26 protein-coding genes are annotated in these 26,218 nt (G+C 71.0%); 17 read left to right on the plus strand and 9 right to left on the minus strand.

The annotated features are described in order from the left end of the window. Positions 1-45 precede the first annotated feature (45 nt). Positions 46-453: a MerR family transcriptional regulator gene (locus EAO70_RS27915; RefSeq protein ID WP_148005670.1), complete on the minus strand. Its 408-nt coding sequence runs from the start codon at positions 451-453 to the stop codon at positions 46-48. A 124-nt stretch (positions 454-577) separates the two neighbouring features. On the opposite strand from EAO70_RS27915, the gene EAO70_RS27920 reads away from it, so the two are divergent. Further along, a complete protein-coding gene (locus EAO70_RS27920; RefSeq protein WP_148005671.1) occupies positions 578-2,569 on the plus strand; it encodes an APC family permease in 1,992 nt (663 codons plus the stop codon). Positions 2,570-2,605: 36 nt separating this feature from the next. On the opposite strand, the gene EAO70_RS27925 is transcribed toward EAO70_RS27920, so the two are convergent. After that, positions 2,606-3,238: a hypothetical protein gene (locus EAO70_RS27925; RefSeq protein WP_148005672.1), complete on the minus strand. Its 633-nt coding sequence runs from the start codon at positions 3,236-3,238 to the stop codon at positions 2,606-2,608. A gap of 230 nt (positions 3,239-3,468) precedes the next feature. Here EAO70_RS27925 and hemL point away from each other — a divergent pair, with 230 nt between their 5' ends. The 7 genes from hemL to ccsB all read left to right on the plus strand — a co-directional run bounded on the left by hemL (position 3,469) and on the right by ccsB (position 11,474). Next, positions 3,469-4,815 carry a glutamate-1-semialdehyde 2,1-aminomutase gene (hemL, locus tag EAO70_RS27930; protein WP_148005673.1) on the plus strand — a complete coding sequence of 449 codons (1,347 nt, stop codon included), beginning with the start codon at positions 3,469-3,471 and terminating at the stop codon, positions 4,813-4,815. Further along, positions 4,812-5,516 (plus strand): histidine phosphatase family protein, encoded by a 705-nt coding sequence (locus EAO70_RS27935; RefSeq protein WP_148005674.1) that lies wholly within the window; start codon positions 4,812-4,814, stop codon positions 5,514-5,516. Before hemL ends, EAO70_RS27935 begins: the two co-directional genes overlap by 4 nt. Positions 5,517-5,826: 310 nt before the next feature. Next, positions 5,827-7,116 (plus strand): hypothetical protein, encoded by a 1,290-nt coding sequence (locus EAO70_RS27940; RefSeq protein WP_148006552.1) that lies wholly within the window; start codon positions 5,827-5,829, stop codon positions 7,114-7,116. A 146-nt stretch (positions 7,117-7,262) separates the two neighbouring features. Then, positions 7,263-7,868: a TlpA family protein disulfide reductase gene (locus EAO70_RS27945; protein ID WP_148005675.1), complete on the plus strand. Its 606-nt coding sequence runs from the start codon at positions 7,263-7,265 to the stop codon at positions 7,866-7,868. Between the two features lie 4 nt (positions 7,869-7,872). After that, on the plus strand, positions 7,873-8,610 hold the full coding sequence (locus tag EAO70_RS27950; RefSeq protein ID WP_148005676.1) for a cytochrome c biogenesis CcdA family protein: 738 nt from the start codon (positions 7,873-7,875) through the stop codon (positions 8,608-8,610). Between the two features lie 3 nt (positions 8,611-8,613). Beyond that, positions 8,614-10,395 carry a cytochrome c biogenesis protein ResB gene (locus tag EAO70_RS27955; protein ID WP_148005677.1) on the plus strand — a complete coding sequence of 594 codons (1,782 nt, stop codon included), beginning with the start codon at positions 8,614-8,616 and terminating at the stop codon, positions 10,393-10,395. Beyond that, a complete protein-coding gene (gene ccsB / locus EAO70_RS27960) occupies positions 10,392-11,474 on the plus strand; it encodes a c-type cytochrome biogenesis protein CcsB (RefSeq protein ID WP_148005678.1) in 1,083 nt (360 codons plus the stop codon). Before EAO70_RS27955 ends, ccsB begins: the two co-directional genes overlap by 4 nt. Positions 11,475-11,500: 26 nt before the next feature. Here ccsB and EAO70_RS27965 read toward each other — a convergent pair whose 3' ends face one another. The 3 genes from EAO70_RS27965 to EAO70_RS27975 all read right to left on the minus strand — a co-directional run bounded on the left by EAO70_RS27965 (position 11,501) and on the right by EAO70_RS27975 (position 15,872). Further along, a complete protein-coding gene (locus EAO70_RS27965) occupies positions 11,501-12,988 on the minus strand; it encodes a hypothetical protein (protein WP_315986252.1) in 1,488 nt (495 codons plus the stop codon). A gap of 129 nt (positions 12,989-13,117) precedes the next feature. Next, entirely contained in the window at positions 13,118-15,208 is a 2,091-nt protein-coding gene (locus EAO70_RS27970) for a hypothetical protein (protein WP_148005680.1), read from the minus strand. Between the two features lie 199 nt (positions 15,209-15,407). Further along, positions 15,408-15,872: a nucleoside deaminase gene (locus EAO70_RS27975; protein ID WP_148005681.1), complete on the minus strand. Its 465-nt coding sequence runs from the start codon at positions 15,870-15,872 to the stop codon at positions 15,408-15,410. A gap of 295 nt (positions 15,873-16,167) precedes the next feature. On the opposite strand from EAO70_RS27975, the gene EAO70_RS27980 reads away from it, so the two are divergent. Further along, positions 16,168-16,359, plus strand: a complete 192-nt coding sequence (locus EAO70_RS27980; RefSeq protein WP_148005682.1) for a hypothetical protein — start codon at positions 16,168-16,170, stop codon at positions 16,357-16,359. Positions 16,360-16,421: 62 nt separating this feature from the next. On the opposite strand, the gene EAO70_RS27985 is transcribed toward EAO70_RS27980, so the two are convergent. Then, on the minus strand, positions 16,422-16,802 hold the full coding sequence (locus EAO70_RS27985) for a PLD nuclease N-terminal domain-containing protein (protein ID WP_148005683.1): 381 nt from the start codon (positions 16,800-16,802) through the stop codon (positions 16,422-16,424). An 89-nt stretch (positions 16,803-16,891) separates the two neighbouring features. Here EAO70_RS27985 and EAO70_RS27990 point away from each other — a divergent pair, with 89 nt between their 5' ends. The 4 genes from EAO70_RS27990 (at position 16,892) to EAO70_RS28005 (ending at position 20,455) form a co-directional block, all read left to right on the plus strand. Beyond that, positions 16,892-18,349, plus strand: a complete 1,458-nt coding sequence (locus EAO70_RS27990) for a menaquinone biosynthesis decarboxylase (RefSeq protein ID WP_148005684.1) — start codon at positions 16,892-16,894, stop codon at positions 18,347-18,349. Next, entirely contained in the window at positions 18,346-18,744 is a 399-nt protein-coding gene (locus tag EAO70_RS27995) for a hypothetical protein (protein WP_148005685.1), read from the plus strand. The genes EAO70_RS27990 and EAO70_RS27995 overlap by 4 nt, the downstream gene beginning before the upstream one ends. Next, entirely contained in the window at positions 18,741-19,664 is a 924-nt protein-coding gene (gene mqnP / locus EAO70_RS28000) for a menaquinone biosynthesis prenyltransferase MqnP (protein ID WP_148005686.1), read from the plus strand. The genes EAO70_RS27995 and mqnP overlap by 4 nt, the downstream gene beginning before the upstream one ends. A 119-nt stretch (positions 19,665-19,783) precedes the next feature. Continuing rightward, on the plus strand, positions 19,784-20,455 hold the full coding sequence (locus tag EAO70_RS28005; RefSeq protein ID WP_148006553.1) for a UbiX family flavin prenyltransferase: 672 nt from the start codon (positions 19,784-19,786) through the stop codon (positions 20,453-20,455). Here the strand turns inward: EAO70_RS28005 and EAO70_RS39610 are convergent. Continuing rightward, positions 20,452-20,586: a hypothetical protein gene (locus EAO70_RS39610; protein ID WP_261993177.1), complete on the minus strand. Its 135-nt coding sequence runs from the start codon at positions 20,584-20,586 to the stop codon at positions 20,452-20,454. The two genes, EAO70_RS28005 and EAO70_RS39610, sit on opposite strands and share 4 nt — an antisense overlap. 116 nt (positions 20,587-20,702) lie before the next feature. Here EAO70_RS39610 and EAO70_RS28010 point away from each other — a divergent pair, with 116 nt between their 5' ends. Beyond that, positions 20,703-21,158, plus strand: coding sequence for an Lrp/AsnC family transcriptional regulator (locus EAO70_RS28010; RefSeq protein ID WP_148005687.1), 456 nt, complete (start codon positions 20,703-20,705; stop codon positions 21,156-21,158). Between the two features lie 49 nt (positions 21,159-21,207). Further along, complete coding sequence (gene mqnE, locus EAO70_RS28015; protein ID WP_148005688.1) at positions 21,208-22,371, plus strand: aminofutalosine synthase MqnE; 1,164 nt, start codon at positions 21,208-21,210, stop codon at positions 22,369-22,371. A 108-nt stretch (positions 22,372-22,479) separates the two neighbouring features. On the opposite strand, the gene EAO70_RS28020 is transcribed toward mqnE, so the two are convergent. Together EAO70_RS28020 and EAO70_RS28025 are read right to left on the minus strand one after the other, a co-directional pair. Further along, on the minus strand, positions 22,480-23,358 hold the full coding sequence (locus tag EAO70_RS28020) for a GyrI-like domain-containing protein (protein WP_148005689.1): 879 nt from the start codon (positions 23,356-23,358) through the stop codon (positions 22,480-22,482). 95 nt (positions 23,359-23,453) lie between these two features. Further along, positions 23,454-23,987, minus strand: coding sequence for a GNAT family N-acetyltransferase (locus tag EAO70_RS28025; RefSeq protein WP_148005690.1), 534 nt, complete (start codon positions 23,985-23,987; stop codon positions 23,454-23,456). A 144-nt stretch (positions 23,988-24,131) separates the two neighbouring features. Here EAO70_RS28025 and EAO70_RS28030 point away from each other — a divergent pair, with 144 nt between their 5' ends. Both EAO70_RS28030 and EAO70_RS28035 read left to right on the plus strand, forming a co-directional pair. Beyond that, a complete protein-coding gene (locus EAO70_RS28030) occupies positions 24,132-24,398 on the plus strand; it encodes a DUF4229 domain-containing protein (protein ID WP_148005691.1) in 267 nt (88 codons plus the stop codon). Between the two features lie 451 nt (positions 24,399-24,849). Then, positions 24,850-26,214, plus strand: a complete 1,365-nt coding sequence (locus tag EAO70_RS28035) for a dicarboxylate/amino acid:cation symporter (RefSeq protein WP_148005692.1) — start codon at positions 24,850-24,852, stop codon at positions 26,212-26,214. Positions 26,215-26,218 lie beyond the last annotated feature (4 nt).

Genomic DNA, 26,218 nt, shown 5'->3' on the forward strand with positions numbered 1-26,218 from the left:
CCGCCCGGCCCGTATCCCGCCCGGCCCGTATCCCGGGCCCCACCCTCAAGCAGGCGTCCCCGTCAGGCGGGTCTCGCGCAACGAGGCGGCGAACTCCTCCGCCCGGGCGAGTTGGGCCCGCAGTTCGGCGACCCGTTCCGCGGCGGCCCGTTCGTAGCCGCGGACGCGGGCCACGAGCGCGGCCCGCTCCTCCGGTTCCAGCTCCGTCTCCGGGCCCGCCAGCAGGTCCACCGCCGTGAGGAGTTCGCGGGTCTCGTCCAGGGTGAAGCCGAGCGGCTTCATCCGACGGACGACCATCAGCCGCGCCACGTCCGCGTCCGTGTAGAGCGGGAAGCCGCCCGGTGAGGCCGCGGACGGGACGACCAGGCCGTTGTCCTCGTACTGCCGGATCGTGCGCAGGGACAGCTCGGTCCGTGCGGCGACCTCGCCGATCTGCAGGGGCTCGCCGGCCATGCGCACTCCTCGTGCTCCGCTCACGCGTCAGGTCCTTCCTCGTGCGGGTCCCCACCAGGCGTACGGGGTCCCCCAGGGCGCGGCATCCGCGCATTACATACCATTCGTCCTAACTTCATCACTTATGAGAGCTGGAAGTGCGGCGAAACGCCTGCTCGTAGGTCGTCCGTTGGACAGCGGCCGGCTCGGCGAGACCCTGCTGCCGAAGCGGGTCGCCCTGCCGATCTTCTGCAGCGACCCCCTCTCCTCGGTCGCGTACGCCACCGAGGAGATCCTGCTGATCCTCGCCCTCGGCGGCCTCGCCGTGCTCCACCTGGCCTGGTACGCGGCGGTCGGCATCGTGATCCTGCTCCTGGTCGTCGTGGCCTCCTACCGGCAGACCTGCTACGCCTATCCGGGCGGCGGCGGGGCCTACGTCGTCTCCGCCGAGAACCTCGGGCGGACCGCCGCGCTCACCGCCGCCTCCGCGCTGCTGATCGACTACGTGATGACCGTCGCCGTGTCGGTGGTGTCCGGGGTCGCCGCCATCACCTCGGCCGTCCCCTCGCTCGACGGGCACGCCGTGCTCCTGTCGGCGGTCTTCGTCGCGGTGCTCGCCTGGATGAACCTGCGCGGGGTGCGGGAGTCGGGCCGCTGGTTCGCCGTCCCCACGTACGCCTTCATCGCGGTCATCTACCTGATGTTCGCGGTCGCCGCGGTACGGATGGCGACCGGCGCCACGATCCGCGCCGAGTCCGCCGACCTGCCCGTGGAGGCGGTGTCCACCTACTCGGGGATCGCGCTCGTGCTGCTCGCCCTGCGCGCCTTCGCCTCCGGCTGCACCGCGCTGACCGGTGTCGAGGCCGTCAGCAACGGCGTACCCGCCTTCGCCAGGCCCAAGAGCCGCAACGCGGCGATGACCCTCGCGATCATGGGCGGGCTGTCCGTGACCATGTTCTTCGGGATCACCGTGCTCGCGATGGTCTACGAGGTCCACGTCGCCGAGGACCCCACCGAGCTGGGGCTCGCGCCCGGCACCCCGATGTCCACCGCGCTCGCCCAGATCGGGCGGGCCACCTTCGGCGACTGGCACATCCTCTTCTACGTCCTCCAGGCCGTCACCGCGGGCGTGCTCATCCTGGCGGCCAACACCGCCTTCAACGGCTTCCCGATGCTGGCGTCCGTCCTCGGCCGCGACCGCTACGCGCCCCGGCAGCTCTTCCACCGCGGCGACCGGCTCGTCTACTCCAACGGCATCGTGCTGCTCGCGCTCGCCGCGATCGTCCTCATCGTGGCCTTCGACGCCGAGCTGACCCGGCTCATCCAGCTGTACATCATCGGCGTCTTCGTCTCCTTCACCCTCTCCCAGGCCGGCATGGTCAAGCACTGGCGGCGGGAGCTGGCCACCCCGGCGGGGGCCGCCGACCGGCACTCCATCCACCGGCGGCTCGCGATCAACGCCTTCGGCGCCTGTCTGACCGCGGTCGTCCTCGTCATCGTCCTCATCACCAAGTTCACCCACGGCGCCTGGCTCGTCGTCATCGCGATGCCGGTGCTCTTCGCCGGGATGAAGGGGGTGCGGCGGCACTACGACGCCGTCGCCGCCGAGGTGGCCGTCGGCCCCGGCGAACGGCCCCGCGTCCTCGCCGGCAACCACGTCCTCGTCCTGGTGGCCTCCGTCAACGCGCCCAGCCTCCGGGCCCTGTCGTACGCGAAGACCCTGCGCGGCACCTCGCTCACGGCGGTGACCGTCGCCGAGGACCCGGCCGAGGTGGAACTGCTCCGCGCGACCTGGGAGGCGCACGGCATCGACGTACCGCTGCGGGTGCTGAGCTCGCCGTACCGCTCGATCGTCCAGCCGGTGCTGCGGCACGTCCGGGAGGCGCCGGAGCGGACGGGGAACTCGGTGATCTCGGTGGTCATCCCCGAGTACGTGGTGGGCCACTGGTGGGAGCAGCCGCTCCACAACCAGAGCGCGCTGCGGCTCAAGACCCGGCTGCTGTTCATGAAGAACGTCGTCGTCATCGACGTGCCGTACCGCCTCGCCTCGGCCCGCGAACTGGCCGCGGAACGCGCGAGGGCGGCGGAGGCCGCCAAGGCGGCCGAGGCCGCGAAGGCCGCCGAGGACCGGACCTGACGGAGGAGGGCCGGTCCTCCCGGGGACGCGTGACCTCTAAGGCCACACCAGGCAGTAGGGCTGGTGGCCCGCCTCGTGGAGGCGGACCGAGAAGTCCTGCCACTCGTGGAGCAGCTGGTAGACGTCGAAGGCGTCGCGGGGGCCGCCGCGGTCCGGGACCGTGGACCAGATGAAGGCGGCCGCGCCGACGGACTCCTCACCGATCGCGCGCAGCGGGTCGACGACGGTCATCGGCAGCTTCACCACCGCGTAGTCCGGGTGCAGGACCACGAGCTCCAGCGGCGGCACCTTGTTCAGCGGCATGCCCTGGATGCCGGTCAGGACCATGGCGGCTATGGTCTCCGGCTTGATCTTGGTGAACATGCCGCCCATGCCGAGCTCGTCGCCGCCGAGCTCCTCCGGGCGCATCGAGATCGGTACGCGGGCCGCCGTGGCCCCGTCGGGCGCACCGAAGTACTTGTACGTCACCCCCAACCGGCCACTCCCGCTCGCGCCTCCGGTGACCGGATCCCCCGGAGGGCCCGAGGTGTCCGGGACGCCGGGAACGCCCGGGCTGCCGGAGCCTCCCGAAGCGGGGTCCTCGGTCCGCCGGCGCCGGTGCCTCCCCCGGCGGGCAGACTCCGGACCCAGATCGTCCGTCCCCTCGCCCGGTCCGCCACCGCGATGCATATCTCCACCCGACTGCTTCTTCTCGGCAACACGACCCCGCCGCGCGACCCGATCATCGTGTCAGTGACCTCCCCCGCGTTCGTACGGTGAAACACCTGTCCGCAAGAACGCCGTGGCCTCTGACACCATGGATTCCGTGAGCCATCCCATTGACGCCCCAGTTTCGCAGACGCGGAGGGCGAACGCCCCGGCGTAATACTCAGGATGTTCACACCCTCCTACCGTTCCCGATGTCGTGCCCTCAGTCGTTCTCGCAGGTCAGGATCACAGTGCCGTATTCATACGAAGCCCCAGTCTCACAGACGCTTTTCGACCGCGCTTCCCTCGTGACGCCCGGCGGCGTGAACTCACCGGTGCGGGCCTTCCGGGCCGTGGGCGGAACGCCCCGGTTCATGGTGTCCGGTTCCGGCCCGTACCTCACCGACGCGGACGGTCGCGAGTACGTCGACCTGGTGTGCTCGTGGGGGCCGATGATCCTCGGCCACGCGCACCCCGAGGTCACCGCCGCCGTGCAGGAGGCCGTGGCCCGCGGCACCTCGTTCGGCACGCCGGGCGAGGGCGAGGTCGCGCTCGCCGAGGAGATCGTGGCGCGCGTCGAGCCCGTCGAGCAGGTCCGGCTCGTCTCCTCGGGCACCGAGGCCACGATGTCCGCGATCCGGCTCGCCCGCGGCTTCACCGGGCGTGCCAAGGTCGTCAAGTTCGCCGGCTGCTACCACGGCCACGTGGACGCGCTGCTGGCCGCGGCCGGCTCCGGTGTCGCGACCCTGGGCCTTCCCGACACGCCCGGTGTGACCGGTGCGCAGGCCGGGGACACGATCGTGCTGCCCTACAACGACCTGGAGGCCGTCCGGACCGCGTTCGCCGCGCACCCGGGCGAGATCGCCTGTGTGATCACCGAGGCCTCGCCCGGCAACATGGGCGTCGTCCCGCCGGCGGCGGGCTTCAACCAGGGCCTGGCGGACCTGTGCCGGGAGAACGGCGCGCTGTACATCTCCGACGAGGTGATGACCGGTTTCCGTACGTCGAAGGCCGGCTGGTACGGCGTCGACGGCGTGAAGGCGGACCTGCTGACCTTCGGCAAGGTCATGGGCGGCGGCTTCCCGGCCGCCGCGTTCGGCGGTCGCGCCGACGTCATGGGGCACCTCGCCCCGGCGGGCCCGGTCTACCAGGCGGGCACCCTCTCCGGTAACCCGATCGCGACGGCCGCCGGTCTCGCGCAGCTGCGGCTGCTCGACGACGCGGCGTACGAGAAGGTGAACGCGGTCTCGGCGGAGATCCAGGGTCTGGTCACCGCCGCGCTGGCCAAGGAGGGCGTGGCGCACCGGCTGCAGACCGCGTCCAACATGTTCTCGGTCTTCTTCACCGCCGACGAAGTGCGGAACTACGAGGAGGCGAGGACCCAGGAGGCGTTCCGGTTCAACGCCTTCTTCCACTCGATGCTGGCCGACGGCGTGTATCTGCCGCCGTCCGCGTTCGAGTCCTGGTTCGTGTCGGCCTCGCACGACGAGCGGGCGGTCGAGCGGATCGCCGCCGCCCTGCCGGCCGCCGCCCGCGCCGCCGCGGAGGCGACGGCATGAGCGACGTCACCGCCCAGGCGGAGAACGAGCAGGACATCACCGTCGTCCACCTGATGCGGCACGGCGAGGTGCACAACCCGGACGGTGTCCTCTACGGGCGCCGGGCCGGCTACCACCTCTCCGAGCTGGGCCGGCGGATGGCGGACCGGGTCGCGGAGAGCCTGGCCGACCGGGACGTCACGTACGTCGTCGCCTCCCCGCTGGAGCGGGCGCAGGAGACGGCGACGCCGGTCGCCAAGGCGCACGGACTGGACCTGGCCACGGACGGGCGGCTCATCGAGGCGGCGAACGTCTTCGAGGGCAAGACGTTCGGCGTCGGCGACGGCGCGCTGCGCAAGCCGGGGAACTGGAAGCACCTGACCAACCCGTTCCAGCCGTCCTGGGGCGAGCCGTACGTCGAGCAGGTCGTCCGGATGATGGGCGCGCTCGACGCGGCGAAGGACGCGGCCCGCGGGCACGAGGCGGTGCTGGTCAGCCACCAGCTGCCGATCTGGATCGTGCGCAGCTTCGTGGAGAAGCGGCGGCTCTGGCACGACCCGCGGCGGCGCCAGTGCACGCTCGCGTCGCTGACCTCGTTCACGTACCGCGGCGACTCGATCGTCTCGGTCGGGTACAGCGAGCCGGCCCGCGACCTGGTGCCGGCGCATCTGCTCGCCGGCGCGAAGCCGGTGAAGGGGAAGTCGAAGGCCTTCGGGGCGTAGCCCGCCGCGTTGTTCCCCCCGTCGCGCGGGCGATACCGGAGCGTGAGCGTTCCGGTACGCGGAGGGTCGGCGGAGGGGTTGTTCGAGCGGTGTCTGTAGTCCTTCGGTGAAGGATTGCGGCCCCGCTGGACAGCGCGGGAGTTCGCGGTCCACAGTTCAGGGCGGTCGAGTGGTGTTCATGCCAATCGATCGCCCTGAAATTTTTGTGCGATTTCCCGGAACCTCCGTGTTCCTCCCAGCATCTCACTCATTGTCGGTTTGGATGACGTTTCGTTAATACGTCAGCGCGAATGGGGATGTCATGCGCGGGATCAGTGGAATCAGTCGAAGGGGGCTGCTCGGGGCGGGCGTTGGGGCCGCGGCGGCGATGGGTGTCGCGGCGTGCAGCAACGGCAACCAGGACAAGGCGGGACGTTCCGGGCCCGGCAAGGGGGGTGACGCCTCGGCCGAACCGAGCACGGGCACCCCGACCAAGGACGACATCCGGCTCATCGGCGACGGCTCCACCGCCGACACCGGGAAGCAGCCGCACCAGCCCGACTCCCCGGTCCCGCTCGAACCCGGCCAGACCCCGCCCCAGTTCGTGATCTTCTCCTGGGACGGCGCCGGCGAGGTCGGCAACGGCCTCTTCCCGCGCTTCCTCGAACTGGCCAAGAACCACGACGCGGCCATGACCTTCTTCCTCTCCGGGCTCTACCTCCTCCCCGAGGCGAAGAAGAACCTCTACCGCCCGCCGAACAACCGGGTCGGCGCCTCGGACATCGGCTACCTCACCGACGGCCACATCAAGGACACCCTGAAGTACGTCCGGCAGGCCTGGCTCGACGGCCACGAGATCGGCACCCACTTCAACGGGCACTTCTGCGGAGGCTCCGGCTCCGTCGGCAACTGGACCCCGGCCCAGTGGCAGAGCGAGATCGACCAGGCCGTGAAGTTCGTCACCGAGTGGAAGACCAACAGCGGCTGGACCGAGCTCGACCCGCTGCCCTTCGACTACTCCAAGGAACTGGTCGGCGGCCGCACGCCCTGCCTCCTCGGCCAGGACAACCTGCTGCCCACCGCCAAGCGGCTCAACTGGCGCTACGACGCCAGCTCGCCCGGCGGACGCCAGATGTGGCCCGACAAGCGCCAGGGCGTCTGGGACCTCCCGCTGCAGGCCGTGCCCTTCCCCGGGCACTCCTTCGAAGTCCTGTCGATGGACTACAACATGCTCGCCAACCAGTCGAAGAACACCACCAAGGGCATGCCCTCGCGCTACCCGGGCTGGCGCAAGCAGGCCACCGAGGCGCTCCTCGGCGGCTTCACGCGCGCGTACGAGTCGAACCGCGCCCCCTTCTTCATCGGCAACCACTTCGAGCAGTGGAACGGCGGCATCTACATGGACGCCGTCGAGGCCGCCCTCAAGGGCATGGCCGGCAAGAAGGACGTCCGGCTCGTCTCCTTCCGCCAGTTCGTCGACTGGCTCGACGTCCAGGACCCGAAGATCCTCCAGAAGCTCCGCTCGCTCGAAGTGGGGCAGAAGCCGGCCGGCGGCTGGAACACCTTCCTCCGCCCCGCGGCGACGGCCACGTCGACCCCCTCGTCGACCCCGTCCGCGTAGCTGTCCGTCCAGCGGTCCGTCCGGCCGTCCACGCGGTCGTCCGCACAGCGGTCCGCCGTGTCCGCTTAGACGATCTTGACAAGGTGCTTTCCGGGCACGTAGGGGGGTGCCCAAGATCCCCCAAACGCCCATGCGAAACTTTTCACATGAGCCTTAGCCGTGCCCCTCGACGCACCCTGCTCGCCGTCGGAGTGCTGTCCGCCGCCCTCACGCTCTCGGCCTGCGGCGGCGACAGCAACGGCAAGTCCGGCGGTGGCGGCAACACCAACTTCGTGACCAACACGGGTGGCATCTCCACCGCCGCCAAGGGCGAGCGCGCGGCCACCGGGGAACTCGCGGGCGAGACGCTCGACGGCAAGCAGCTCGACGTCGCCGACCTCAAGGGCAAGGTCGTCGTCCTCAACGTGTGGGGCTCCTGGTGCGCCCCGTGCCGCGCCGAGGCCCCGCACTTCGCGAAGGTCGCCAAGGACCTCAAGGCCAAGGGCGTCGAGTTCGTCGGGCTCAACACCCGCGACCCCAACAAGCAGCCGGCCCTCGCCTTCGAGGAGGACTACGGGGTCACCTACCCCAGCCTCTACGACCCGCAGGGCAGGCTGATCCTGTTCGGCTTCCCCAAGGGCACGCTCTCCCCGCAGTCCATCCCCTCCACCGTCGTCCTCGACAAGGAGGGCAGGATCGCGGCCCGCTCGCTCATGGCGCTCAACGAGGAGAAGCTGCGGTCGATGATCGACCCCCTCCTCAAGGAGAAGTGAGCCGGTGAACGAGACCGTCACCAGCGGAGCCCTGCTCCTCGCGCTCCCCGTCGCCCTCCTCGCCGGCCTGGTCTCCTTCTTCTCGCCCTGCGTCCTCCCGCTCGTCCCCGGCTACCTGTCGTACGTGACCGGCGTCTCCGGCACCGACCTCGCCGAGAGCCGACGGGGCCGGATGACCGCGGGCGCGGTCCTCTTCGTCCTCGGCTTCACCGCCGTGTTCGTCTCCGGCGGGGCGCTCTTCGGCTACTTCGGGTCGACCCTCCAGGAGTACCGCGAGACGCTCACCACGATCCTCGGCGTGCTCATGATCCTCATGGGCGTGTTCTTCCTCGGCCTGATGCCCTGGTTCACCCAGCGCGAGTTCCGCTTCCACCGGAAGCCCGTCGCCGGACTCGTCGGCGCACCGCTGCTCGGCGCGCTCTTCGGCATCGGCTGGACCCCGTGCATCGGCCCGACGCTCGCCTCGGTCAACGCGCTCGCCCTGGAGCAGGCCAGCGCGGGCCGCGGCGCGCTGCTCGCCTTCGCGTACTGCCTCGGCCTGGGCGTACCGTTCGTGCTCGCCGCCATCGCCTTCCGCAAGGCGCTCGGGGCGTTCGGGTGGGTCAAGAAGCACTACGTGTGGGTGATGCGGGTGGGCGGCGGCATGATGCTCCTCACCGGTGTCCTGCTCCTCACGGGCGCGTGGGACAGCATGGTCGCCACGATGCAGGGCTGGTCCAGCGGTTTCACGGTGGGGATCTGATCCATGAGTACGACCGACACGTCCGGCACCACGGACACCTCCGGAGCGGAGCAGGAGGCAGCCGCGCAGGAGTCGGCTGAGCAGCAGGAGGGCCTCGGCGCGGCCGGCGCCCAGCTGTCCACCGCCCCCGTCGAGGAGCGCCCCGAGACGGCCGTCACCGGCGGCCCCACCCTCGGCGTCATCGGCTGGATCCGCTGGTTCTGGCGTCAGCTGACCTCGATGCGGGTCGCGCTGATCCTGCTCTTCATGCTCTCCCTCGGCGCCGTCCCCGGCTCCCTCATCCCGCAGACCGGCGTGGACGAGATCAAGGCGCAGGCCTTCAAGGACGCCCACAAGACGCTGACGCCGCTGTACGAGAAGCTCCAGTTCTTCGACGTGTACAGCTCCGTGTGGTTCTCCGCGATCTACATCCTGCTGTTCGTCTCCCTCATCGGCTGCATCGTGCCCCGCAGCTGGCAGTTCGTCGGCCAGCTCCGCAGCCGCCCGCCGGGCGCCCCCAAGCGCCTCGACCGGCTCCCCGCGTACACCACCTGGCGCACCGCGGCCGAGCCCGAGCAGGTCCGCGGGGCCGCGCTCACCCTGCTCAAGGGGCGCCGCTTCCGCGCCCACCCGGCGGGGGACGCGATCGCCGCCGAGAAGGGCTTCCTGCGCGAGGCCGGGAACCTGGCCTTCCACGTCGCCCTGATCGTCATGCTCGTCGCCTTCGCCTGGGGCCAGCTCTTCAAGTCCGAGGGCGGCAAGCTGGTCGTCGAGGGCGACGGCTTCTCGAACACGCTCACCCAGTACGACGACTTCAAGTCGGGCTCCCAGTTCGGCATGGACGAGCTGGAACCGTTCAGCTTCAAGCTCGACGCCTTCGACGGCACGTACGAGATGAACGGCCCCCAGCGCGGCACACCCCGCACGTTCGAGGCGAAGGTCTCCTACTCGCAGGGCGGTGCGGACAAGAAGGCGGTCATCCGGGTCAACGAGCCGCTCAAGGTGGGCGACTCCAAGGTCTATCTGATCGCCCACGGCTACGCGCCCGTGGTCACGGTCAAGGACGGCCGCGGCAAGACCGTCTACCACGGTGCCGTGCCGCTGCTGCCCATCGACAACAACATCACGTCCACCGGCGCCATCAAGGTGCTGGACGGGTACCGCGACAAGAACATGAAGAAGGAGCAGCTGGGCTTCCAGGCCTTCTTCGTGCCGACCTTCGCGGGCGCCGGCCAGGGCACGATGTTCTCCCAGTTCCCGGCGCTCGTCTCCCCGGCCATGGCGCTCACCGCCTTCCACGGCAGCCTGGGCGTGGACTCCGGGCTGCCACAGAACGTCTACCAGCTCGACAAGACCAAGATGAAGCAGTTCACGGACGAGGACGGCAACAAGCTCGCGGAGCGGCTCGTGCCCGGCCAGTCCATGACCCTGCCCGGCGGCGCCGGCTCGATCACCTTCGAGAAGGAGATCAAGGAGTGGGCGAGCTTCCAGGTCTCCCAGCAGCCCGGCAACGGGCTCGCCCTCGCGGGTGCGATCGCCGCCATCGCCGGCCTGACCGGCTCGCTCTTCATCCAGCGGCGCCGGGTCTGGGTCCGTGCCGTGCGCGGTGCGGACGGCGTGACCGTCGTGGAGATGGCCGGCCTCGGCCGGAGCGAGTCCGCCAAGCTGCCCGAGGAGCTGGGCGACCTCGCGGTCGCGCTCACGGCGGACGCGCCCCCGGCGCCCGACGCCGATCCGGACGACGTACCGGAACCCGCGGAAGAACCCGCAGAAGACCCCGCCCCTTCTGGAGAGGCCGACAAGTGATCCTCGCCGCCACGACCAACGAGAGCCTGGCGCGGATGAGCGACCTGCTCATCTACTCCTCGATGGCCGTCTACACCCTGGCCTTCTTCGCCCATATCGCCGAGTGGGTGCTGGGCAGCCGCAGCAAGGTCGGCCGCACCGCCGCCGCGCTCACCACCCGCCCCGCGGCCGCCGCCCCCGCCGTGACCGTCCAGGCCAAGGCGGCCGGCGGCACGACCGTCCTGGAGAAGCCGAAGGTCGTCACCCGCTCCGCGGCCGGCACCCGCGACGTGCCGGACGGCCCCGGCGCCGCCGGCGGCACGGTCAAGGGCGACCTGTACGGCCGCATCGCCGTCTCGCTCACCGCCCTCGCCTTCCTGGTGGAGGCGTCGGGCGTGATCACCCGGGCGCTCTCCGTGCAGCGGGCCCCCTGGGGCAACATGTACGAGTTCTCCACCACGTTCTCCACGGTGGCGGTCGGCGCGTACCTCGGCTTCCTGGTCGCCAAGAAGAACGTCCGCTGGCTCGGTCTGCCGCTGGTCACCACGGTCCTGCTCGACCTGGGCATGGCGACCACCTGGCTGAAGACCCCCAGCGACCAGCTGGTCCCCGCGCTCGACTCGTACTGGCTGTGGATCCACGTCTCGACCGCGATCTTCTGCGGCGCGGTCTTCTACCTGGGTGCCGTCGCCACCCTGCTGTACCTGTTCCGCGACTCGTACGAGAACAAGCTCGCGACCGGCGGGAACCCGGGCGCCTTCGCCCGTTCCGTCATGGAGCGGCTGCCCTCGGCCGCCTCGCTCGACAAGTTCTCCTACCGGGTCAACGCGGCCGTCTTCCCGCTCTGGACCTTCACGATCATCGCGGGCGCGATCTGGGCCGGTGACGCGTGGGGCCGCTACTGGGGCTGGGACGCCAAGGAGGTCTGGTCCTTCATCACCTGGGTCGGTTACGCCGCGTACCTGCACGCGCGCGCGACGGCCGGCTGGAAGGGCCGGAAGGCCGCGTACATCGCGCTCATCGCCTTCGCCTGCTTCCTGTTCAACTACTACGGCGTGAACATCTTCGTGAACAGCAAGCACTCGTACGCCGGCGTCTGAGCCGGTACGGCCGCGCCGGTCAGGCCCTACCCCCGCTTCGGCGGCAGGCAGGTCGCGGCCGGCGGCCGGCCCTCCGGCCAGGCGATCTGGACGAAGCGCTGACCGCCGTCCGGGGCCAGCTCCACGATCGGGACCGCCTTGTTGTACGGGTTGCCGTAGTTGTCCAGGCAGATCCAGCCGCTCGCGCCCTGCACCCGCAGCGAGCCCTTGACCTGCGGCCACTGGGTGACCACGTCCTCCGGCTCCGGGTACCGGGCGCCCTGCGGGGTCGCCTGGCGGATCGCGTGCACCGCCGTCGCCATCGCGTCGTACGCGACGATGGCCTGCCCGTCCGCCAGCGCCACCGGCTGCTTCGAGGCGCGGGCGATGTCCGTCACGAAGGTCGAGTACGCCACGACCGAACCGCCGGTCGCCGGCACCTTGCGCCCCGCCGCCGGCCGCCAGGCGTCCGGGTGGGCGAGCGCCGCGTAGCGCACGGTCAGCCGCGCCTTCAGCGCGCTCCGGTCCAGCCGCTCGTCCCCGCCCAGGTACGAGCCCTCGTCGCCGGTCAGGATCGTGAAGGCCCGGTCGAGGCAGCCGCGTGAGCCGAGCGCGTTGATGAACTGGCGCAGCTGGGTGTGGCGGCCCGCGAAGAAGACCGTCTCCGCGCGGGTGTCGCAGATCAGATGGGTGATCTGGCGGAAGGTGTTGGCGGTGGTGCCCTCGTCGGTGGGGTCGGGCGGCGAGGTGAAGAGCTGCGGCTCGTAGGGGGCGCCCTTGAGGGAGGCGGCGAAGGCGGACTTGAGGGTGTCCGTGTAGTGGTCGCCGCCGCGGGTGTCCTGCACGAGGAGGGCCTTCGCCGCGTCGACCCGGCCGAAGTGGGCGAGGGCCTTGGCCTCGTCGTTGTTGGTCGGGGAGACGCGGGCGAGGCCGGGGTAGCGGTTGTGTCCGGGGCCCGGGCCGTTGGCGATGTCGTCGGCGGTGATGGTGGTGCCGACGACGGCGATCCCGGCGCCGGTGAGCGCGGCCACCGACTCGCGGACCTCGGTGGAGGAGGTGGCGACGCCGGACACGGCGCGCAGCCGGTGCGGGGCTCCGGTCATGGCGATCAGCCGGTCGACGGTGCCGCGCCAGTGGGCGTTGCCCTTGCCGGTGTTGGCCAGCACGAGCCGGATCTTCGGCGTCTCGCTGTTCGACTCGTGGTTGGCCCGGAACTGGTAGGCGTACGCGCCCTGGACCTCGTGCAGCACCTTGGTCCGCATGCCGCTGTCGGTGGAGGTCAGCGGCAGCAGGACGGCGACGGTGGCGTACTCGCCGGGCGTGAGGGCGGCGTTCTCGGCGCCGATGGCCCGGGCCACCTCGGCGAGTTCGGGTACGCCGAAGGCGTGGCCGTCGCCGTTGACGCCGACGCACTCCCCGCTGCCCTCCGGCCGCGCCACGCCCTCGGCGCAGGAACGGTCCTCCGGAGTGGTGAGCCGGGCGACGCCGTACCCGCCCAGGCCGAGGACCACGGCGGCGGTGACGACGGAGGCCACGAGCCTCTGGCGGGGGGTGCGCAGGCGGCGGCGGGGCGCAAGGTGCCGGCGACCGGCGGTTCGGTCGTGGCGTACTCGACCTTCGTGACGGACATCGCCCGCGCCTCGAAGCGGCGGTCGGGCATGGCGTCAGACTCCGTCCTCGCGCCCCGGCGGCAGCGACGGCTCCCGCCAGGCACGGATGTCGCGCGGCCAGTGGGTGGCCGCGTCCCAGAGCGAACCGCTGCCCGTCAGATGACGGCCGGAGAGCCGGCGCAGTTCGTGCGCCAGCCGGTCGGCCACCTCGTCGTCGGGCAGCGCGAGCGGATCGGTCAGCAGCCATACGGCGTGCAGCAGGCGCCGTACGGACAGGTGGAGTTCGGTGGTGTCGTGGTCGAGTCCGGGTGGCGGGTCGCCGGACTCGCCGCCCGGTCCGGCCGCCGGACGGCCGCCGAGGGCGATCACCCGGCGCGGGTCGGGGCCGGTCCGGTCGCGCTCCCGGGGGTAGGGCGCGGAGCCGATGAACCGCAGCTCCCCGAGCCAGCCGAGGACATCCGGTCCGGGGAAGGTGGTCCGCAGCCGTGTGACCGCCTCCTCGGTGCGGCCGAGGGCCAGGTCGTGGTGGAGGCGGTACGGGCCGGGCTCGGGGCCGTAGTGCCGGCGCAGGGTCTCGTGGACGGCGTGCCAGGCGGCGTACCGGGGGTGGTCGCCGTCCTCGAAGCGGAGGCGGTGCAGGAGCAGGGCGCGCAGCAGCGGGTCGGCCACGAAGTGGCCGGAGCCCGGTTCGGCGGCGGCCCAGTCCTCGGCGCGCAGCCGGTCGCGGACGCGCAGCGCCACGTCGCCGTCCAGGGACTCGCCCTGGAGCCGGGCATGGGCGAGCATCCGGGCGGACTCCTCGTCGTGGGCGGCGGCGAGCACGGCGTACGGGCCGGGCCGCCGTACCGGAAGGAGTTCGGCGAGCAGGGTGGGGGCGACGGGGACCGGCGGGGTGTCCTCGCGGAGTTCCACCGTGAGGTCGAGGAGTCGGGCCGGGGTGAGGCCGGCCCGCAGGTGGGCCGGGGCCTCTCCGGCGGCGCGGCCGAGCAGGGCGACGCCGAGGGGGCGGCCGCCGGTCAACCGGTGGACGGCGCGGGAGAGTTCGGCCGGGGTCCGGCCGGCCGGGTCGTGGTGGTCGAAGGCGGACCGGGTCTGCGAGGGGGACAGCGGCGTGAGTTCGACGGCGAGGATGCCGGAGCCGACGCGGGCGTCGCGCGGGCTGGGCGCCCGGTGCGCGGTCTCCGGCAGCCGGGTCCTGGTGGCGTTCCGCAGCCCCTCGTGGTCGCGGACCCGGGAGGTGGCGAGGACGACGACCCGGTCGCGGCGGCCCTCGGCGCGGGCCCGCAGGATCGGTTCGACGAGCTGCCGGCCGAGTGGTTCGTGGGCGTTGTCGAGGAGGATCAGCGGGCGGCCGATCCGGCCGCCGCGGCGGAGCCCCACGTAGGGGTGGAGGAGGTCCTCGGTCAGCGCGCCGACGAGGAAGCCCTCGGCCTCGGCGCGGCGCCGGCCGCCCTGCTCGAAGTCGACGGCGAGCTGCTGGAGTCCGGCCTTGCCGCGTCCGCCGGCGTTCCGGTAGGTGCCGTACCAGCTCTCCGAGGTGCGCTGGAGGCGGCCGAACACCTCCTCCAGGACGGTCTCCACGGTCGCCTCGGCGAGCAGTCCGGCGAGCGGGGCGGCGGCCTCGGCGAAGGTGGCGGCCAGCTTGGCGAGGACCTTGCCGACCCAGTGGGTGGCGGCGCCGCGCGTCGGGTCGACGGTCGCGAGGAGCGGTCCGAGCCGCTGGAGGTCGTGTCGGGCCCGCTCGTCGTCCTCCTGCGACCAGCCGATCGAGGCGACGGCGACCAGCCCGAGCGACACCCGGGGGAACCGCACCGGCCGGGCGCCGAGCACCTTCGGCGACAGCTGGACGGCGAGCTCGGCGAGGGCTCCGGTGAGCGGGGTCCAGCCGGGCCCGTGGTCGGCGGGCGGCTCGATGTGCGCGCAGTCGAGGAGCGCGAGCGGCGTGTAGCCCCGGTAGCGGTTGCGGACCTCCTTGAGCAGGGCGGTCTTGCCCGTACCGCGTCCGCCGGTGAAGACGGTGACCGGCGGATCGTCCCCGTGCTCGAACGGCACGCGGGAGGTGCCGTCCCGCGTGAGGCCGCTGAGGCGCGCGACCAGCCCGGCATCGTGCAAGGCCGCCTCGCGGCCGTACAGCTCCCTGTCCACGACCTGCTCCCCCGTTGCCCGCGTTGCCCCGGACTACCCCCGTCACAGCCAACTCAAGGATATCGACACGCTGTTGGAAAGACGTTCGGCTTTTCGACTCTGTGCTGGAGGTGTTGCCTCTCCGTGTCCGGACGGGGACATGCCGCTGCTTCGAGGGGCCGATGCCCGGACCTCCCGGCGTACGGCCGGGCGCCGGATCTCACTCCTCGCCGATGTCCTCGTGCCAGAGGGCGGGCCGCTCGGCGATGAACTCCCGCATCATCGCGGCGCACGCGGGGTCGTCGAGGACGAGCACCTCGACGCCGTGCTCCGCCAGCCAGTCGTGCCCGCCGTGGAAGGTCTCGGCCTCCCCGACGACCACCCGCGAGATGCCGAACTGCCGCACCAGGCCGGAGCAGTACCAGCAGGGCGAGAGGGTCGTCACCATGGTCGTCCCCCGGTACGAGCGCRGCCGGCCGGCGGCGCGGAAGGCGTCGGTCTCGGCGTGCYCGGACGGGTCCCCGTCCTGCACCCGCCGGTTGTGCCCGCGCCCGAGCAGCGTCCCGTCGGCCCCGTAGAGCGCGGCCCCGATCGGGATCCCGCCCTCGGCGAGCCCGGCCCGCGCCTCGGCGACGGCGGTCGCGAGCCACTGCCGTGCCCTGTCCCTGCTGAGCCGCTCGTCCATGGGGGATGCCTTCCCCGGCGAGAACCCGGCCTCACCTCCGACCGCCCGCGCTTGTCCGGCGGGAGCGGCACCTCACCTCCGACCGCCCGCGCTCCCCGGCCCGCCCTCACACCGGAACACACGTGCGAGGTTCCGTCGGGGCGGTGATTTCCGCCCCGCCCGCGCGCCCGCCGATCGGCTGAGGGGCGGAGCCCCACCGGCCCGGCGCCCGGAGGTCGGCGCCCCGCGGCCCTAGCCTGCGGAACGCTCCGCCGGTCCGCGGAGCGTTCCGTCGTACTACCGAGAGGTGTCCTCCATGCGTTCTCTGCTGACCGCCCTCGCCACCGGTGCCCTCCTGCTCGGCGCCGCCGGTGCCGCGAGCGCCGACGTCACCGTCGAACTGGAGCCGGAGGCCTCGCACACCGTCGTCTTCGGGGACTGGCTCCAGTTCGCGCACGGCGACGTGTTCAACGCCGGCCACGACAACACCGTCGGCTCCGACAACTGAGCCCCTCCCGGACCGCCGCACCCGCGGCGGTCCGGGGCCCGGTCAGGAGCCCGAGTCCCGTCTCAGGGCTTCTCGGGGGTTTCGCCGCCGTCCTGCTCGCGCTTCCGCAGCTCCTCCTCGCGGCGGCGGAGGTCCGCCTCCCGGGCCCTGAGGTCCTCGTCGTCCGGCAGCCCGGTCGCCGCCTTCTCGTCCTTGAGGGACTTGAGGAACTCGGGGTTGTCGTCGGGGGCCACCCAGCCGCCCGCCGCGCCCCGGGTCCGCGGCCGCCGCTCCTTGCCCGCGACGATCCAGCCGATCGCGCCGACCACCGAGAACAGCAGCACGACGATCGCCCAGACCGGCTTCGGAAGGTGCTTCACCTCTTCTTCCGGGGTGTTCAGGCAGTCGATGAAGGCGTAGATCATCAGCGCCAGAGGCAGGATGAACAACAGCGCCCTGAGCATGTGGAACAGCCCCCTGGAAGCAGAGATGGGGCTCGTTTCCACAGCCCCGGTGACAGGTCCAGCGTAGCCCGTGGCGGATACTGGCCCTTATGGCTTACGACGATCTCCGCTCGCTGCTCAGGGCCCTCGAGCGCGAAGGCGACCTCAAGCGCATCAAGGCCGAAGTCGACCCGTACCTGGAGGTCGGGGAGATCGTCGACCGGGTGAACAAGGCGGGGGGTCCGGCGCTTCTCTTCGAGAACGTCAAGGGCTCCTCGATGCCGCTCGCGATGAACGTCTTCGGGACCGACCGCCGACTGCTCAAGGCCCTTGGCCTGAAGTCGTACGCCGAGATCAGCGAGAAGATCGGCGGGCTGCTCAAGCCCGAGCTTCCGCAGGGTTTCATCGGTGTCCGCGAGGCCTTCGGCAAGCTCGGCGCGATGGTCCACGTTCCGCCGAAGAAGGTGAAGTCGGACGACGCGCCCGTGCAGGAGGTCGTCCTGACCGGCGACGACGTCGACCTCGATCTCCTCCCCGCGCTCTTCACCTGGCCCAAGGACGGCGGCTCCTTCTTCAACCTGGGCCTCACCCACACCAAGCACCCCGAGACCGGGGTCCGGAACCTCGGGCTCTACCGGCTCCAGCGGCACGACAAGCGCACCATCGGCATGCACTGGCAGATCCACAAGGACAGCCGCAACCACTACGCCGTCGCCGCGGCCAAGGGCGAGCGGCTGCCCGTCGCGATCGCCTTCGGCTGCCCGCCGGCCGTGACGTACGCCTCCACCGCCCCGCTCCCGGGCGACATCGACGAGTACCTCTTCGCCGGCTTCGTGCAGGGCAAGCGGATCGAGATGGTCGACTGCAAGACCGTGCCGCTCCAGGTCCCGGCCAACGCCGAGGTCGTCGTCGAGGGCTGGCTGGAGCCGGGCGAGATGCTGCCCGAGGGCCCGTTCGGCGACCACACCGGCTTCTACACGCCGCAGGAGCCGTTCCCCGCGCTGACGATCGACTGCATCACCATGCGGAAGCGTCCGCTGCTCCAGTCGATCGTCGTCGGCCGGCCGCCGACCGAGGACGGGCCGCTCGGCCGCGCCACGGAGCGCTTCTTCCTGCCGCTCCTCAAGATCATCGTGCCGGACATCGTCGACTACCACCTGCCGGAGTCCGGCGGCTTCCACAACTGCGCGATCGTCTCGATCGACAAGAAGTACCCGAAGCACGCGCAGAAGGTCATGCACGCCATCTGGGGCGCGCACATGATGTCGCTGACCAAGCTGATCATCGTGGTCGACAAGGACTGTGACGTCCACGACCTGCACGAGGTGTCCTGGCGGGCCCTCGGCAACACCGACTACTCCCGTGACCTCACGGTCGTCGAGGGGCCGGTCGACCACCTCGACCACGCCTCCTACCAGCAGTTCTGGGGCGGCAAGGCCGGTATCGACGCCACGAAGAAGCTGCCCGAGGAGGGCTACACCCGGGACGGCGGCTGGCCTGACATGGTTGAGTCGGACCCGGCGACGGCCGCGCTCGTGGACCGCCGCTGGAAGGAGTACGGGCTGTGACCACGGCGGGGGCGCTCCGCATAGGGGACGACCAGGCCTGGGTCGAGCTGGCGCCCGAGGAGGACGCCCCCGGCCAGTGGCGGGTGACGGCCGACTGGGTGGGCGCCTTCACCGCCGACTTCGAGTTCGACCTCAAGGCCGGGGAGGCCGCGGCCTTCGCCGACGCGTTCCTGGCCGGGGTCGACCGCGGCGGCTCGTTCCGTCTGGAGGCCAAGGAGAGCAGGGACAACCCCCTCATGCTCCAGTCGGTCCGGGCGGGCGACGACCTCGCCTTCGTGGTCCGGCTCACTCCCAACGGGCACGACACGACCGTGCACCTCGACCTGGAGATCGACCCGATGGACCGGGCCGAGCTGCGCGGTCGCATCGACGAGTTCCGGAGGTCCCTCGTATGACATCGGCCGCCGAAGGCTTCCTCGGACAGGGGCCCGCGCCCGACTCCGACGGGAAGGTCAAGTCCTTCCTGCGCCTCGTGATGATCGAGCACTCGGTCTTCGCGCTGCCCTTCGCGTACACCGCCGCGCTCACCGCGATGTACCAGCTGGACAGGAACATCCACTGGTGGACGCTGTTCCTCGTCACCGTCTGCATGGTGGGCCTGCGGACCTTCGCCATGGCCTGCAACCGGATCATCGACCGCGAGATCGACGCGCGCAATCCCCGGACGGCCCACCGCGAGCTGGTGACCGGCGCCGTGTCCGTGCGGTCGGCGTGGACCGGCGCCGGGATCGCCGTCGTCGTCTTCCTCGGCGCCGCCGCCCTGCTCAACCCGCTTTGCCTGGCCCTCGCCCCGCTCGCCGTCATCCCGATGGTCGTCTATCCGTACGGCAAGCGGTTCACCAACTTCCCGCACGCCATCCTGGGCCTCGCCCAGGCCATCGGACCCATCGGCGCCTGGCTCGCGGTGACCGGCGAGTGGTCCTGGGACGCGGTCGTCCTCGGCCTCGCGGTCGGCGTCTGGATCGGCGGCTTCGACCTGATCTTCGCCTGCCAGGACGTCCAGGCGGACCGGGCCCACGGCGTCCTGTCCGTACCGGCGCGCTTCGGCATCCCGGCCGCGCTGTGGGGTGCCCGCGCCTCCGCGGTCGTCACCACCGGCCTGCTCGTCTGGTACGCCCTGCTCACCGGCGCCGGCGCCTTCTTCTGGGTCGGTCTGGTGATCGTGGCGGTCGCCTTCTGCTACGAGCACTCGATCGTGAAGCCGCACGACCTGACCCGTCTGAACCGGGCGTTCTTCACGGTGAACGGGTTCATCGGCATGGCGCTGTTCGTGTGCGCCCTCCTCGACCTGCTGGTCCGCGGGCTCACCCCGTAGCGGCCGCCCCCGGGGCGGGCCGGGCCGCCCCGGGCCGCCCCGGTGAGGCCGCGGGAGCGGGCCGCGCCGGGCCTGGCTTTTCCCGGCCGGATAGGCTCTCCGTCGTGGAGTCGCAGGAGATGAAGAGTCGTCGGCCCTGGGTGGTGGGGGTGTCCGGGGCATCGGGTACGCCGTACGCCGCCGCCGTACTGCGGGGCCTCCTCGCCGCCGGGGAGAGCGTCGACCTCGTCGTGTCGAGGGCCTCGCGGCTGACGCTGCTCGACGAGACGGGGATCTCCTTCCGCGACGCGCACTGGCGCGAGGACCTGGCGGCCTGGCTGGCGCGGGGCGCGGACGGCACGCCGGACGCCTTCGACGTGGCGGACGCCCTCGACGACGTGAGGTACTGGGCGGCCGGAGACCTGGCCGCGGGGCCGTCCTCGGGGTCGTACCCGGCGAAGGGGATGCTGGTGGTGCCGGCCTCGACCGCCGCGGTGGCGGGAGTGGCGCTGGGGCTCTCCAAGGACCTGCTCCAGCGGACCGCGAGCGTGACGCTGAAGGAGCGGCGTCCGCTGGTCGTCGCCGTGCGGGAGACCCCGCTGAACGGTCAGACGCTCAAGCACATGGTGGCGCTGGACGAGGCGGGAGCCGTGGTGCTGCCCGCCTCTCCGGCGTTCTACGCGGGGGCGACGCACATCCAGGATCTGGTGGACTTCGTCGCCGGGCGGGTGCTCGACGCGGCAGGGGTGCCGCATCGGCTGTACCGCCGGTGGGAGGGAGAGCTCGGTGGAGCGACCCCCCGATCGGATTAGCGCTTCTTGGCGTGCTTCTTGTCGGCACGCTTCGACGCGGCGGTCGGCTGGTGGGCACGCGAGCGGTTGGCCAGGTCCTGCAGCTCGCGCATGCGTGCGTAGGCCATCTCGATCGTGTACACGGTGAACACCACTCCTGAAAGATCGTCTTTGATCGTCTAAAAGATTCACAGGGCGTCTTCCCTGTGTACCTTAGATTCTATACCTAAACTCGCGGTATCGCTGGACAATGGAAGGCTTCATACCTATGGACGCCGTGGACAGGCAGCTCATCCAGGCTCTGCGCGAGAACGGTCGTGCCTCGTACGCCGAGCTCGGCCGGCTCGTCGGGCTCTCCGGCCCCTCTGTCACCGACCGCATCAACCGCCTCGAGGCGGCCGGAGTCATCACCGGCTACCGCGCCACCGTCGACGCCGCCTCGCTCGGCCTCGGCGTGACCGCCCTCATCGGCATCTCCCTCTCCGACGCCGCCGACCACGAGGACGTGGCCCGCCGCCTCAAGGACCTCGCCGAGATCGAGGACTGCTGGTTCATCGCCGGCGACGACTCCTTCATGCTCAAGGTGCGGGTCAGCGACGTCGACGGCCTGGAGAAGACGATCCGCCGGCTCAGCGGCACCAAGGGCGTCTCCCGCACCCGGACGACGATCGTGCTGTCCACGAAGTGGGAGAACCGGGTCGGAGAGCTGCCCGAAGAGGCCTGAGAGTACGGTTGGGCACGGCGTAATTCGGAGAAAAGGGAGGCGGCCGTACATGGATGTGGGCCTCAAGCGCGAACTCGAGCAGAAGGTCCGGGACGGTGAGCGGCTGAGCCGTGAGGACGGCATCGCCCTCTACGCGTCCGACGACCTCGCCTGGCTCGGCGGCCTGGCCCACGAGGTCCGGACCCGCAAGAACGGCGACGTGGTGCATTTCAATGTCAACCGGCATCTGAACATGACCAACGTCTGCACCGCCTCCTGCGCCTACTGCTCGTTCCAGCGCAAGCCGGGCGAGAAGGACGCGTACACCATGCGCATCGAGGAGGCCGTGCGCCTCGCGAAGGCGATGGAGAACGAGAACCTCACCGAGCTGCACATCGTCAACGGGCTGCACCCCAACCTGCCCTGGCGGTACTACCCGCGCTCGCTCTCCGAGCTCAAGAAGGCCCTGCCGAACGTCTCGCTCAAGGCGTTCACCGCCACCGAGATCCACCACTTCGAGACCATCTCCGGGATGTCGGCCTCCGACATCCTCGACGAGCTGATCGAGGCCGGCCTGGAGTCCCTGACCGGCGGCGGCGCGGAGATCTTCGACTGGGAGGTCCGGCAGCACATCGTGGACCACCGCACCCACTGGGAGGACTGGTCCCGGATCCACCGCCTCGCGCACGAGAAGGGGCTCAAGACCCCCTCGACCATGCTGTACGGGCACATCGAGGAGCCCCGGCACCGGGTGGACCACGTGCTGCGGCTGCGGGAGCTCCAGGACGAGACCGGCGGCTTCCAGGTCTTCATCCCGCTGCGCTACCAGCACGACTTCGTCGACATGCAGGACGGCAAGGTCCGCAACAAGCTCCAGGCGCGCACCACCATGGCGACCGGCGCCGAGGCCCTGAAGACCTTCGCGGTCTCCCGGCTCCTCTTCGACAACGTGCCGCACGTCAAGGTCTTCTGGGTCATGCACGGCGTGCAGACGGCGCAGCTCGCGCTCCAGCACGGCGCCGACGACATGGACGGCTCGGTCGTCGAGTACAAGATCACGCACGACGCCGACAACTACGGCACGCCCAACAAGCTGGGCCGCGAGGACCTGCTGGAGCTGATCCGCGACGCCGGCTTCCGCCCGGTCGAGCGGAACACCCGGTACGAGATCATCCGCGAGTACCCGGGGCCGGACGCCGAGCGGCGGGAGACCCCGCAGCTCATGCGGTTCTGAGCCGGCGCGCCCCGCGGCTGACGCGGTTCTGAGCGGACGTGAAGGCAGGGCCGGTGGAAGCGTCCACCGGCCCTTCCTACGTGTCGCCGCGCTCCACGGGCCGGGCCCTCACCCCGCCGTGTGCTCCACCGGGATCCACAGTGCCGCCCGCGCCGTGCTCCAGTCCTCCGAGGGGCTGATGCTCATGATCTCGGGGCCCGGCCGGATCGCGTACGGGTTGGAGGGGAACCACTGGGTGAAGATGTCCCGCCACAGGTGCTGCACGGCCTGCGGCAGCGGGCCCTCGTTCTCGAAGACCGCCCAGGAGCCGGCCGGAACGTCCAGTACCTCGAACTCCGCCGGCACCTCGGCGTCGCTCACCACCGCGTGCCAGTAGTCGAGCTCGACGCCCTCCTCCCGGCTCTCGCCGAGGTGGACCACGGCCGAGACCACGCCCCGGGGCTCCTGGTCCGAGAGCCGCCCGAGCCGCTCGATCGTCTCCTGCCCGAGGGACCGGATGTGCGCGGCGATCGCCGGGTTCTCCCCCTCGTGAACCAGCGGGACCCGGGCCTTCCGCCCGACGACCCTGAGGTCCTTCTTCTCCACGACCCTGTACCGCATGCTGCTGCTCCCTTCGACGACCAGTCGGAAGGACATCCGCGGCTGGGCGCTGAGCGCGGCCCCCGTGCGGCGGGCCTCGCCGGGCCCGACCCCGTGCACCGCGCGGAACGCGCGGGCGAAGGCCTCGCCGGAGCCGTAGCCGTGGCGCACCGCGATCTCCAGGAGCGTCCGCTCCCCCGCGAGCACCTCGGCGCCCGCGACGGTGAGCCGCCGGCGCCGTACGTACTCGCACAGGGGCATGCCGGCCAGTGCCGAGAACATGCGCCGGAAGTGGTACTCCGAGGTCGCGGCGATGCGGGCGAGCGCGGCCGCGTCGAGGGCGCCGTCGCGCTCGGCGACGAGGTGCTCCTCGATGTGGTCGAGCGCCCGGTTGAGCCGCTCCAGCACGTGGTGTCCTTCCTTCGACGTGTCCTCACCCTAGGAAGCGGCCGGGGGCGCGGACCCGACATCCTGTGCCCGATGCGGTCGGGTCGTCCGCGGGCTCAGGTCAGCGGGAGCAGCATGATGATGTCGTCCCGGTCGTCGCCGGGGGCGACGCGGATCGCGTCGGGGACGCGGCCGACCTCCTTGTAGCCGCACGCGCTGTAGAAGCCGTCGACGCCGGTGCCGCCCCGGCAGGTCAGCCGGATCGCCTCGATGTGGTCGAAGCCTTCGGCGGTGCGGGCGGTGTGCTCGACCGCGGCCATGAGGTCGCGGCCGTGGCCCCGGCCCTGGAGCCGGGGGTCGACCATCACCGTGTAGAGCCACACCCAGTGCCGCATCAGGGGGTGGGTGTTGAAGGTGAAGAACGCGGTGGCGGCGACCGTGCCCGCCGCGTCGCGGCCGACGAGGAGCCGCGTACCGCCCTCGTTCATCCCGACGAGGTGTGTGAGCAGGGCGGGGCGGATCTCGTCGGGAGTGACGGGCGGGACGAAGCCCACCGCGCCGCCGGCGTTGGACACATCGGCCCAGAGGGCGAGCACTCCGTCGCGCAGCGCGGGGTCGATCGCCGGATCCACCTCGAACGTAAGGGTCATGTGGCGAGCGTACCTATTACGTGCGACGGGCTCAAGAGGCCCGGCCCAGGAGGGGGCCGGGCGGCGTGCTTCACTGGAGGGGCGCTTGTCCCGTAAGGGATCTTGGGAACTTTTCGGAACGTCGGAACGGAAGAGTGGGCTGACATGCTCCGCTACACGCTGATGCGTCTCGGCATCTTCGCCGGATGCTTCCTCGCCCTGTGGGGCCTCGTCTACGTCGGCGCGCTGCCGCGTGGCCTCGGCGACTCGAACCTGTTCTGGGTCCTCGTCCTCTCCGTCGTCGTCTCCGCCCCGCTGAGCTTCGTCCTCCTCCGCAAGGTGCGCGACCAGGCGAGTGCCGAGGTCGTGGCGAAGGTCGACCGCGCCAAGGGCCGGCTGGCCGCGAACCGCTCCCAGGAGGACGGGCTCTAGGAGGCGCTCCCGGGCGCGCTCCGGGAGGCGCCTTCAGGACGCCCCCGGCGGCCCTCGGTGAGTCCTCGGTGAGCCCTCGGCGGCCCCGTGAAGAGCGCGTAAGGTTCGTCACAGACCCGTACAACCCCGGACACCCCGGCCGGAGCTTCCCAGGCTCCCGACTGGGGTGTTCTGCGTTTCGGAGGCGGGAGGGCGTCCTCGCACCCCAAAGAAGGGCTTTGAGGTTCTCAAAGTTCAAGTGTTAACGTGTTCGACATGACGACCGCAGTGCGCCCTTCTCATGCCGCGAGCACCCCGCTCGTGGCGCGCCTGCACGTCGATCTGTGCCGCTGTATGTCCGCGGTCTGTTGCCGCGGGGTCTGACCCGGCATCATGCAGCGGCCCGCGTGAAAGCGCGTGTGTGCCGCACCCCCGTCCCGTATTTCCCGATACGCACCTGTGGAGTGTGTCTGTGTCCGCGTCCGCGACCACACCCGAGAAGCAGTCACCGGCTTCCTCGCGCATACCGAAGTTCCCCTTCTGGGCCCAGATCATCGCCGGTCTGGTCCTCGGCGCCCTGCTCGGCTGGATCGCCCGCAGCCAGGACGTCTCCTGGCTGAAGGAGACCCTCGGACAGGTCGGCGACATCTTCGTCCAGCTCCTGAAGCTGGCCGTCGCCCCGCTCGTCTTCTTCGCGATCCTGGTGTCGATCACCAACCTGCGGAAGGTGAACAACGCCGCCCGGCTCGCCACCCGCACCCTGCTCTGGTTCATGATCACCTCGCTGATCGCGGTGGCCATCGGCCTCGCCATCGGCCTGATCACCAACCCGGGCGCCGGCACCGGCCTCACCCCGCAGGACGGCAAGCTGCCGAAGCGCGAGGGCTCCTGGATCGACTTCCTGACCGGCATCATCCCCACCGACGTCATCACGCCGTTCACCGAGCTGAACGTCCTCCAGATCGTCTTCATGGCCGCCGTCGCCGGCATCGCCGCCCTCAAGCTCGGCGACCGGGCGAAGCCGATCCTCACCCTCTCCGAGTCGATCCTCGAACTGCTCCAGAAGGCCCTCTGGTGGGTCATCCGCCTGGCCCCGATCGGCACCGTCGGCCTCATCGGCTTCGCCATCGCCGACTACGGCTGGGACCTGATCGGCAAGTACGCGACCTTCACCGCCGACGTCTACATCGGCTGCGCCCTGGTCATGTTCGGCGTCTACCCGCTGCTCCTCGCGACGGTCGCCAAGGTCAACCCGGTCCAGTTCTACAAGGGCGCCTGGCCGGCCATCCAGCTGGCCTTCGTCTCCCGCTCCTCGGTCGGCACCATGCCGGTCACCCAGAAGGTCACCGAGCGCCTCGGCGTCCCGAAGGAGTACGCCTCCTTCTCCGTCCCGTTCGGCGCGACGACCAAGATGGACGGCTGCGCCGCGATCTACCCGGCGCTCGCCGCGATCTTCATCGCGCAGATCTTCGACGTGCAGCTGGGCATCGGCGACTACCTGCTGATCGCCTTCGTCTCGGTCATCGGCTCGGCGGCCACCGCCGGTCTGACGGGCGCGACGGTCATGCTGACCCTCACCCTCTCCACCCTGGGCCTCCCCCTGGAGGGCGTCGGTCTCCTCATGGCGATCGACCCGATCCTGGACATGATGCGGACCGCGACCAACGTCGCGGGCCAGGCCCTCGTCCCGGTGATCGTCTCCGCCCGGGAGAAGATCCTCGACCTCACGGCGTACGAGAACGCCTCGTCGTCCCCGATCGACAGCTTCGACGACGCTGCCGACGCCGACAGCGACGCCACTGCCGGCAGCCGGGAGAAGGTCACGGCCGCGGCCTGACCTC

The sequence above is a fragment of the Streptomyces sp. adm13(2018) genome, from assembly GCF_008042145.1.
GTDB lineage: Bacteria > Actinomycetota > Actinomycetes > Streptomycetales > Streptomycetaceae > Streptomyces.